The sequence below is a fragment of the Wolbachia endosymbiont of Drosophila barbarae genome, from assembly GCF_044752445.1.
Taxonomy (GTDB): domain Bacteria; phylum Pseudomonadota; class Alphaproteobacteria; order Rickettsiales; family Anaplasmataceae; genus Wolbachia; species Wolbachia pipientis.
Genome location: NZ_JBIXJM010000203.1, coordinates 1 through 6886, shown reverse-complemented (window position 1 = coordinate 6886; position 6886 = coordinate 1). Strand labels below are relative to the sequence as shown.

8 protein-coding genes, 1 tRNA gene and 1 pseudogene are annotated in these 6886 nt (G+C 35.2%); 5 read left to right on the top strand and 5 right to left on the bottom strand.

The window, feature by feature from the left end; genetic code table 11:
* The coding region (locus ACIPNH_RS04605; protein WP_174515693.1) for a transposase at positions 1–337 on the bottom strand (337 nt) is incomplete at its 3' end.
* 33 nt (positions 338–370) lie between these two features.
* On the opposite strand from ACIPNH_RS04605, the gene ACIPNH_RS04600 reads away from it, so the two are divergent.
* A complete protein-coding gene (locus ACIPNH_RS04600) occupies positions 371–544 on the top strand; it encodes a hypothetical protein (protein ID WP_400771962.1) in 174 nt (57 codons plus the stop codon).
* Between the two features lie 18 nt (positions 545–562).
* Here ACIPNH_RS04600 and ACIPNH_RS04595 read toward each other — a convergent pair whose 3' ends face one another.
* The gene (locus ACIPNH_RS04595) at positions 563–937 is read right to left on the bottom strand and encodes a ferredoxin family protein (protein WP_096617230.1); all 375 of its coding nucleotides are present in this window, start codon (positions 935–937) and stop codon (positions 563–565) included.
* 61 nt (positions 938–998) lie between these two features.
* On the opposite strand from ACIPNH_RS04595, the gene dprA reads away from it, so the two are divergent.
* A complete protein-coding gene (gene dprA, locus ACIPNH_RS04590; RefSeq protein ID WP_400771960.1) occupies positions 999–2087 on the top strand; it encodes a DNA-processing protein DprA in 1089 nt (362 codons plus the stop codon).
* Between the two features lies 1 nt (position 2088).
* On the opposite strand, the gene ACIPNH_RS04585 is transcribed toward dprA, so the two are convergent.
* The 3 genes from ACIPNH_RS04585 to ACIPNH_RS04575 form a co-directional block, all read right to left on the bottom strand.
* Positions 2089–2217: a WPE palindromic element domain-containing protein gene (locus tag ACIPNH_RS04585; protein ID WP_400771958.1), complete on the bottom strand. Its 129-nt coding sequence runs from the start codon at positions 2215–2217 to the stop codon at positions 2089–2091.
* A 205-nt stretch (positions 2218–2422) separates the two neighbouring features.
* Positions 2423–3148 (bottom strand): triosephosphate isomerase, encoded by a 726-nt coding sequence (locus tag ACIPNH_RS04580; RefSeq protein ID WP_400771956.1) that lies wholly within the window; start codon positions 3146–3148, stop codon positions 2423–2425.
* 24 nt (positions 3149–3172) lie between these two features.
* Positions 3173–3245: transfer RNA gene (locus tag ACIPNH_RS04575), tRNA-Thr, on the bottom strand.
* Between the two features lie 78 nt (positions 3246–3323).
* On the opposite strand from ACIPNH_RS04575, the gene rsmA reads away from it, so the two are divergent.
* The 3 genes and pseudogenes from rsmA (at position 3324) to ACIPNH_RS06765 (ending at position 6790) form a co-directional block, all read left to right on the top strand.
* On the top strand, positions 3324–4136 hold the full coding sequence (rsmA, locus tag ACIPNH_RS04570) for a 16S rRNA (adenine(1518)-N(6)/adenine(1519)-N(6))-dimethyltransferase RsmA (RefSeq protein WP_264723697.1): 813 nt from the start codon (positions 3324–3326) through the stop codon (positions 4134–4136).
* Between the two features lie 116 nt (positions 4137–4252).
* Entirely contained in the window at positions 4253–5746 is a 1494-nt protein-coding gene (gene guaB / locus ACIPNH_RS04565) for an IMP dehydrogenase (RefSeq protein WP_400771953.1), read from the top strand.
* A gap of 63 nt (positions 5747–5809) precedes the next feature.
* Positions 5810–6790, top strand: a pseudogene (locus ACIPNH_RS06765) (IS3 family transposase).
* Positions 6791–6886: the final 96 nt, after the last annotated feature.

Sequence of the window (6886 nt, the reverse complement as noted above, 5' to 3'; positions counted from 1 at the left end):
TATTTTTATCAATTCTGCAATCATTTATCTTAATATTAAGTTTCTTAAACCTTCTTGATGCTTGTGAATAGCTGATAACTGCCAAATCTCTTCCTATTTGTTGCAAATACCCTTTTATAAACCCGACTGTTTGTCTTAAACCAATTCTAAAGAAACTGACGATTATATGCACCAAAATCACAACTTTATCACTATAAATATAGTTGCCGCCCTGCATTTTTGGACAATTCTCGTACCAATTTTCTATGGCGTCATTGATATAACAAAAAATGCTTCCTCTTTCTTGGAGAAATTTGTTATATTCATGGCAGTTACTGACTCTCATTTTTTGTGGCATATTTTTTCTTCAACAGTTAAATGGCTATTTATAATGAATTTTGTCAGTAACTGCCAGTTCTTTTCACTTGAGCGATGCAACAAAGCCATTCCAGACTGGGATGACACCCTCCTGGTAGCACAATGTTTGTACGATTGTGCGTCACGCGTTGGAATGACAAAAAAGAGTGAGTTGCTAGTTTTTCATATGGTTATGCAAGGAGTCTGATCTTTTTCTTTGTTAATATTATTCTAAATTTTCATCAAAATAAGTTGTTTTATCCTTTTTTTCCTTATACTCTTCTGCTGTATAAAGAGGTTGCTTTTTAGCTGTGATATTTGGCCATTTTTGTGAGTATTCTACATTTATATCGTAAAATAACTTGAAAGTTTTTTGTTCGCTGCTCAGCAACTCTTCATCTAGTTCTAAAATATCTTTTATGGAATCATCAGTTACAATTGCATCTACTGGACACTCAGGTATGCACACTCCGCAATCAATACATTCATCTGGGTTAATCACGAGCATGTTTTTACCTTCATAGAAGCAGTCAACGGGACATACTTCCACACAGTCCGTATATTTACATTTTATGCATTTATCTGTAACAAAATGCGTCATAAAACACTGTATATTTGCATTATCTTGGGTACACTAAATTGATAAGAAATTCAAGCCTTTTATGAAGATAAATAAATTGAACAACAAAGAATTAGAAGTATGGTTAAGCTTGGCTAGAACTATAGGACCAATAAAGTTTTTTAGTATACTAAGAACACATGGATCGCTAGATGAGGTGTTGAAATATCTCAATAAGGTGGCTAATAATAAGGTGTATGGCATTCAAGATGCACGAGAAGAAATCAATAATGCAGAAAAAATTGGAGCTAAAATTATACCCGCATGTGACCCAGATTACCCTGATCTTTTAAGAAATATCTCGAATTGTCCTCCTGTAATAACTGCACTTGGTGATATATCATTATTAAGCCATGAGATAATTGCAATAATCGGTGGGCGTAACTCTTCAATGAATGGAAGAAATTTTGCCAATAAGTTGGCACTTGATTTAAGCGAAGCTGGTTTTATTATCGTTTCTGGACTTGCAAGAGGAATTGATACTGCAGCAAACAGTGTAATATACAAAAATCACCCCACTATTGCTGTTACAGCAAGCGGAATTGATGTGGTGTATCCAAAAGAGAATTTTGATCTATATAAAAAAATCACTGAGAACGGTGGTTTAGTAATTACTGAGCTTCCATTTGCTACTAAACCAAAGCCTCAATATTTTCCTCAAAGGAATCGAATTATATCTGGTCTATCGCTGGGTGTTGCAGTGATTGAAGCATCGAAACGTTCTGGCTCTCTAATAACAGCAGATTTTGCTTTAAATCAAGGGAGAGAGGTGTTTGCAGTTTCTGGTTTTCCTTTAGATTCACGCTGTAGTGGTAGTAATTATTTAATTAAAAACGGTGCTAAGCTTATCGAGTCCGCTGATGACATAATAGAGAGTGTTAGGTTTAGTTTACCTCCGCAGCAAAAAAACCTATTTGATGTTGAGCACTGTGCTGTTAACCAAAAACAAGAAAAATTACAACAGGCAAAATCTGTTATAGTTGATCATATTAACTCTGTACCTGTTGATATAGATGAACTTATATTAGCAAGCGGACTTTCTACCAACATAGCTCTAATGGCTCTTTTGGAACTAGAGTTGGAAAACAAAATAGAGCGTTCACCGGGGAATAAAATATCGTTAATTTTCTAAGCTATAAGCCCACAACCGTACGAACATTATGATTTGAGTCCACCAAGAAAGATGTCATTCCAGCGCGTGACGCTGGAATCCAGCCTTTATTATGCAGCCACTTGGTTGAAATTAAGTCTTCTGGATCCAAGTAGTCTGGGCACTGGCGTCTTGGATAGAAATCAGTATCAGCTACTTAGATGACACCACTTTTGTATGGAAACCAGTGTCACCTTGACAACCTTCATCTCGCTACGTGTTAGCGGATACCGTGACGGTATGACTAGGGAGTACGCGTTAGCGGAATCTACTGAGACGCCCGTGATAGCCCTATTTCTATAGTGAGTAATTCCCTCTTATCTACTTTTAGAATTGATAAGAGAAAACTTTTTTTCAACTTGTTGTATAATTTTATAAAAGTGATTGAAATCTAAGCTTGCACTGCCAATTAAAACTCCTGATAAATTTGAGATACTGAGCAAATTTTCTATATTTTCTGAACTGACTGAACCACCATATATAATGTGTTTTTTACCAGTACACAATTTTATTACCTCTATCACCTCAGCAATTGCGTCATTGCTTGGTACACATCCTGTGCCTATTGCCCATATTGGCTCATATGCTACGATATATTCACCGTGTGTTGGCAAGCGGTTTTTACATTGATATTCTATTACTTCTTTTGTTTTTTCATTCTTATAATCTTCTGAATTTTCACCCACACAGATAATTGGGTGTAAGCCTGATTCTATTGCTATTTGCGACTTAAGTTTTATTTCACTATCTTTTTCATTAGCCCTTTCAGAATGCCCAAGTATTACGTAAGTACACCCTAGTTCTTTTAACATTTCTGCACTAATTTCACCTGTGTAAGAACCGAACTTTTTATGATGGCAATTCTGTGCTCCTATATTAATATTATTGTTCAACTCTATACTGCTTGGAAATGATGTAAAAGGAGGGCAAATCACTAGCTTAGAGGTAATTTCGTTGCTCTTGTTGTTAAGTTTGCCTATAAAGTCAACAAATGAAGAACGCATTCCATTCATTTTCCAGTTTGCTACTATTAAAAAGGACATCAACTTTACTTATATGAGTGAGAGTGCCGGCTGTCGGACTTGAACTGACAACCTACTGATTACAAGTCAGTTGCTCTACCAATTGAGCTAAGCCGGCGTTAAATTCATTAATAATATACAATTATCAATGAATTTTAGTCAACTAATTTTTAAAATACTGTATAATGAAAATAATATGAAAAAATTTTTACTGAAGCCAAAAAAGAGTCTAGGGCAAAATTTTATTTTATCGAGTGAGATAACAAAAAAAATCGTCGCTTTAGCTGGTAGTCTGGAAAATTTTAATGTCATTGAAATTGGTCCTGGATATGGTGCATTAACAAGAGAAATATTGGTGCATAATCCAAAGTCTCTACTTTCTATAGAAAAAGATAGAGATTTAGTAAAACACCATGATCAACTGCTAAATGAGCATCAAGGAAAGTATAAAATTATAGAAGCAGATGCACTGCATGTTATAGAAGAAGAGCTGATAGAGCGCCCAGTTAAAGTTATTGCTAACTTGCCTTACAATATCTCGGTAGTGTTATTTTTAAAGTGGTTAAATAATATAAAATTTTTTACGAACTTGACATTAATGTTTCAAAAAGAGGTAGCAGATCGCATTACGGCAAGACCCAATTCTAAAGATTATGGTTCCTTATCAGTGCTAAGCCAATTACTATGCGATATAAAAAAGGAATTTGATATTGAACCTAAAGAGTTTTTTCCAAGACCAAAAATACATTCTTCAGTAATTACAGTAAATCCTTTGCCTACCCCAAAGTTTGTAGTAAACTTGGAAACCTTAATAAAATTAACACGTGCTGTTTTTTCTCAAAGAAGAAAGATGCTGAGAAATAGCTTGCAAAATATAACGAACCACGCTGAAACTGTCCTTGAAAACGCTAAATTGAGCGGAAACCAGCGTCCAGAAAACTTAACTATTGAGCAGTTTTGTTTGCTGGCAAATAATGTAGAATGCTTATTTTGCAATAAAATGTATTAGCAACTATATAGCTTTTCTATCTCCTAAAAACAGTTAGAGCTATACAATTAAAGGCTCCTAGCTAATTTTGCCTATTGCAATTTAATTAATTGGCGTATAAGCTTTAAATAAAGCCTATGAAAAAAATGGAAGCTTGTTATTCGTTTGACGATATACTTCTTTTGCCAGCCTATTCTAATATATTGCCTTGCGATGCAGATACAAAAACTTATTTAACAAACAGTATAGAACTAAATATCCCTCTCATATCCTCTGCAATGGATACTGTTACTGAATCGGGCTTTGCAATAGCTATTGCCCAACATGGAGGGATAGGTTGCATACATAAGAATTTATCAATAGATGAACAAGTTTTAGAAGTGAGAAGGGTGAAAAAATATGAAAGTTGGATCGTGTATAACCCAATTACGATTTCACCGGATAAAACAGTTGCGGAAGCAATTTCATTAATGAGAGAGCACAATTATTCTGGCATTCCTGTAGTCGATCAACGCAAGTTAGTTGGAATTTTAACTAACCGAGATGTGAGATTTATTGAAGACCAGAACATGAATGTAAAAGTTTCCGAAGTGATGACAAAAGATAAGTTAGTGACAGTGCGGGAGCAGGGAGTGAATAGTGCCTCAGCAATGAAATTGTTGCATGAAAATAGAATAGAAAAGCTTTTGGTCGTAGATGAAAATTCTTGTTGTATAGGTTTAATTACGGTTAAAGACATTGAAAAATACAATAGATACCCAAATTCATGTAAAGACAGTAAAGGGCGTCTCAGAGTTGCCGCTGCAATTGGCACTGGTAAAAAAGATGGTATAGAAAGATGTGAAGCTTTGATCGGAGAAGAAGTTGATGTAGTTGTTGTGGATACTGCTCACGGTCATTCCGAAAACGTTATCAATACCATTAGGGAAATAAAAAAGATGTATCCTAATACGCAATTAATTGGCGGAAACATTGCAACAAAGGAGGCTGCTGAAGCGTTGATTGATGCGGGTGTTGATGCAGTGAAGGTTGGAATAGGACCAGGATCAATCTGTACAACCAGAATAGTTACAGGTGTTGGTGTGCCACAATTCTCTGCAATCAAGAATGTTGCAGAGGCGTGTAGAGCAAGAAACGTCAGACTAATTGCTGATGGTGGGGTAAAATACTCAGGAGATGTTGCAAAAGCTATTGCAGCTGGTGCTGACTCTGTGATGATTGGTTCGATTTTTGCTGGCACTGACGAAAGCCCAGGTGAGATTATTATGTATAAGGGTAGAGCATATAAAGGCTATCGAGGAATGGGATCTATTAGTGCAATGAAACGAGGTTCAGCTAGCCGTTATTTTCAAGATAAAGATTCAAAACTCAAATTAGTTCCACAAGGAGTGGAAGGAAGAGTTCCATTCAAAGGTCCAGCTTCAGGAGTAATCCATCAATTGATTGGCGGATTGCAAGCTGCAATGGGGTATACTGGTAATAGGAATATAGAAGAGATGAAAAAAAATTGTAAATTTGTTACTATTACTGCATCAGGATTAAGAGAGAGTCACGCTCATGATATAGTCATTACACAAGAAGCTCCAAATTATGCTTATCAAATGTCCAATTTGTCAACCGATTCGGAGTAGTCCAGAAAAAGTAGAGAGAAAGTTAAAACGTTTTTGGAGTAAAATAAAACGTTTTTTCAAAATATGACAAATAGAAGAGAATATACAGCAGAATTCAAATTAGAAGCTGTTAAGCTGGTTAAAGAAACAGGTCAAGCAAGTACAAAAATAGCAAAAGATCTAGGTATAGATGGTAGTATGTTAAGTAAGAAAATATGATGGAAAAATGTCTGGAGCATACGCATTTCCAGGCAAAGGCTCCTTATGACAAAGAAAGATTTGATCTAAAAAAAGAGCTAATAAGAGAAAGAGACATCTTAAAAAAAGCCCTGGGCAAAGAAAAAGAGTAAAGTATTCTTTTATATAGAAATTGCTATAAAACACAGGAACTATGTAGGGTTTTGTACTGGTGGTATGGGTTGCTAAGGAAAAAAGCAGTAAAGAATTAGCAAAAGAAGGGCTTCTAGCAGATATTCAAAAAATACATTAAGCTTCTAAATGCAGATATGGAGCCCCTAAAATTCACGCTGAATTAAAAGCTTTAGGCAAAAATTAAAACAGTACAAAGTGTTATGCAAGAAAATGGCATTAAAACCAAGCTTAGACGAAGGTTCAAAAATAAAAAACAGCAAATAAGCAACCGAGTTGTGGCTCCGAACACATTGGATCAAAATTTTACTACTGATCAGCCAAATAAAGTTTGGGATTACCTACATAAAAACTAAAGAAGGTTGTTGGCGGCAATAATTGACCTATATTCACGCATGGTGGTTAATGAGTAACATGATAATTAGTTATAGATTCTTTATTGATGGCCGTTGATAAACGCAAACCCGATAAAAATCTGCTGTTACATAGCGATCAAGGGTCACAGTATACCTCTCAAAATTACCAATTTCTATTGAATACAAAAAACATCATTTCCAGCATGAGCCATAAGGGCTGTTGTTACGATAACTCTGTTGCAGAAAAGTTCACTTAAAAGGGAGCTGCTTATTGATACTTCTCGCTCAACAAACCAGAACTGCCATATTTGAATACATAGAAATCTTTTATAACAAATAACGTAGACATTCTACTATTAACTATTGCATTCCTGCACAATTTATTCTCATGATAAAAACGTCTTAACTTTCTCTCTACTTTTTCTGGGTAAGGTCA

What these genes read in the sequence shown, in the direction of transcription:
- ACIPNH_RS04595 (WP_096617230.1), bottom strand. Translation starts at nt 937, where the DNA reads ATGACGCATTTTGTTACAGATAAATGCATAAAATGTAAATATACGGAC.
- dprA (WP_400771960.1), top strand. Translation starts at nt 999, where the DNA reads ATGAAGATAAATAAATTGAACAACAAAGAATTAGAAGTATGGTTAAGC.
- ACIPNH_RS04600 (WP_400771962.1), top strand. Translation starts at nt 371, where the DNA reads ATGAATTTTGTCAGTAACTGCCAGTTCTTTTCACTTGAGCGATGCAAC.
- guaB (WP_400771953.1), top strand. Translation starts at nt 4,253, where the DNA reads ATGAAAAAAATGGAAGCTTGTTATTCGTTTGACGATATACTTCTTTTG.
- ACIPNH_RS04580 (WP_400771956.1), bottom strand. Translation starts at nt 3,148, where the DNA reads ATGTCCTTTTTAATAGTAGCAAACTGGAAAATGAATGGAATGCGTTCT.
- rsmA (WP_264723697.1), top strand. Translation starts at nt 3,324, where the DNA reads ATGAAAAAATTTTTACTGAAGCCAAAAAAGAGTCTAGGGCAAAATTTT.